The organism is Faecalibacterium sp. AF10-46, from assembly GCF_003604105.1.
GTDB lineage: Bacteria > Bacillota > Clostridia > Oscillospirales > Ruminococcaceae > Faecalibacterium > Faecalibacterium taiwanense.
Genome location: NZ_QVGY01000021.1, coordinates 5,515 through 6,720 on the forward strand (window position 1 = coordinate 5,515; position 1,206 = coordinate 6,720).

At 45.9% G+C, this 1,206-nt stretch carries 2 protein-coding genes; both read right to left on the reverse strand.

The features are described 5' to 3' along the window. Positions 1–533 (reverse strand): recombinase family protein (locus DWV57_RS14860; RefSeq protein ID WP_243112371.1); only part of this gene is annotated, 533 nt, incomplete at its 3' end. Between the two features lie 93 nt (positions 534–626). Beyond that, positions 627–809 (reverse strand): hypothetical protein, encoded by a 183-nt coding sequence (locus DWV57_RS14035; protein WP_005924684.1) that lies wholly within the window; start codon positions 807–809, stop codon positions 627–629. Positions 810–1,206 lie beyond the last annotated feature (397 nt).

Sequence of the window (1,206 nt, forward strand, 5' to 3'; positions counted from 1 at the left end):
ACAAGGTGATTGTGGTCGGCAGGGTCTTTCTGGTAGCCAAACGGTGCGTTGCTGGAGATATACTTTCCGCTTTTCTTGCGTGTCCGAAGGGCACTCTTGATTTTTCGGGAAGTGTCTTTGGCGTACATTTCATTGATGATGTTTCTGAACGGAGCAATATCCATCTGGGATTGCTCGTTGGAATCATAACCATCGTTGATTGCAATATAGCGGACACCGTGTTCCGGAAAAAAGATTTCCATATACGTTCCGGTTTCGATGTGGTTGCGTCCAAGTCGGGACTGGTCTTTGGTAATGACGGTCGCTACCTTTCCATCCCGGATATCATCCAGAAGTTCCTGAAAGGCAGGGCGGTCAGAGTTTGTACCGCTGTAACCATCATCGACATAGTACTGGCAATTCCCGAAACCGTTGCGTGTGGCATACTCCATAAGCATCGCCTTTTGAGTGCGGATGCTCAGGCTTTCGCTGTTTGAACCGTCATCTTTTGACAGCCGGCAGTATAAAGCAGTTACTTTTTTGTCCTTTTCCATGTGTACCTCCATAATGGAAAAGAGACCTCATCAATCACATTGTAGCGGATGCTGCGTGATGATGCAAGCCCTTTTCCGCAGTAAAACGTCCAATTAACCAGCGGCGAGATACGATTCGGCAGTTTTACGAATTTCTTCTTCCGCAAGCCGCTGAAAAAGCGTATTCATCGGCACATTGCCGATATAATGGCGTTCCACGATCAGGCGCACAGACTTCGGACTTCTCGGCGCACGTTTGCGTGTAGTGGGCTTCTTCTCAGATTTTTCTTTGTTCAAGGGCAGACCTCCTCATTCATGTGGTGCAAATACGGAAAGGAATGGATGGATTCTATTCGTTTTTCTCTTTTTGTTTTATTACGTTGGTTAGGTGAAAGTTTTCTTTGATACAGTCTTAAAGGCTGCTATACTGCATAGGAAAAATATCTTTTGCAGATGCCATTAAGAATCTGCATCGCAGAATCGTGATTTTGGCGGTTCTTGAATCGTGAAAAACGCAGAACTATTCAACATTTGGAATTTTTACAAAGATGTGATTGGGCGAAGAAAACCGCGTTCGTCTGCGCTCAATCAATCCCGCAGCGTCCAATTCCTTAAGCGCACTGGAAACACTGACCGTGCTGCGCCCTAGCTGCTCAGCCAAAGAGCAAATCGTAAAAATGACAAACACGAAACC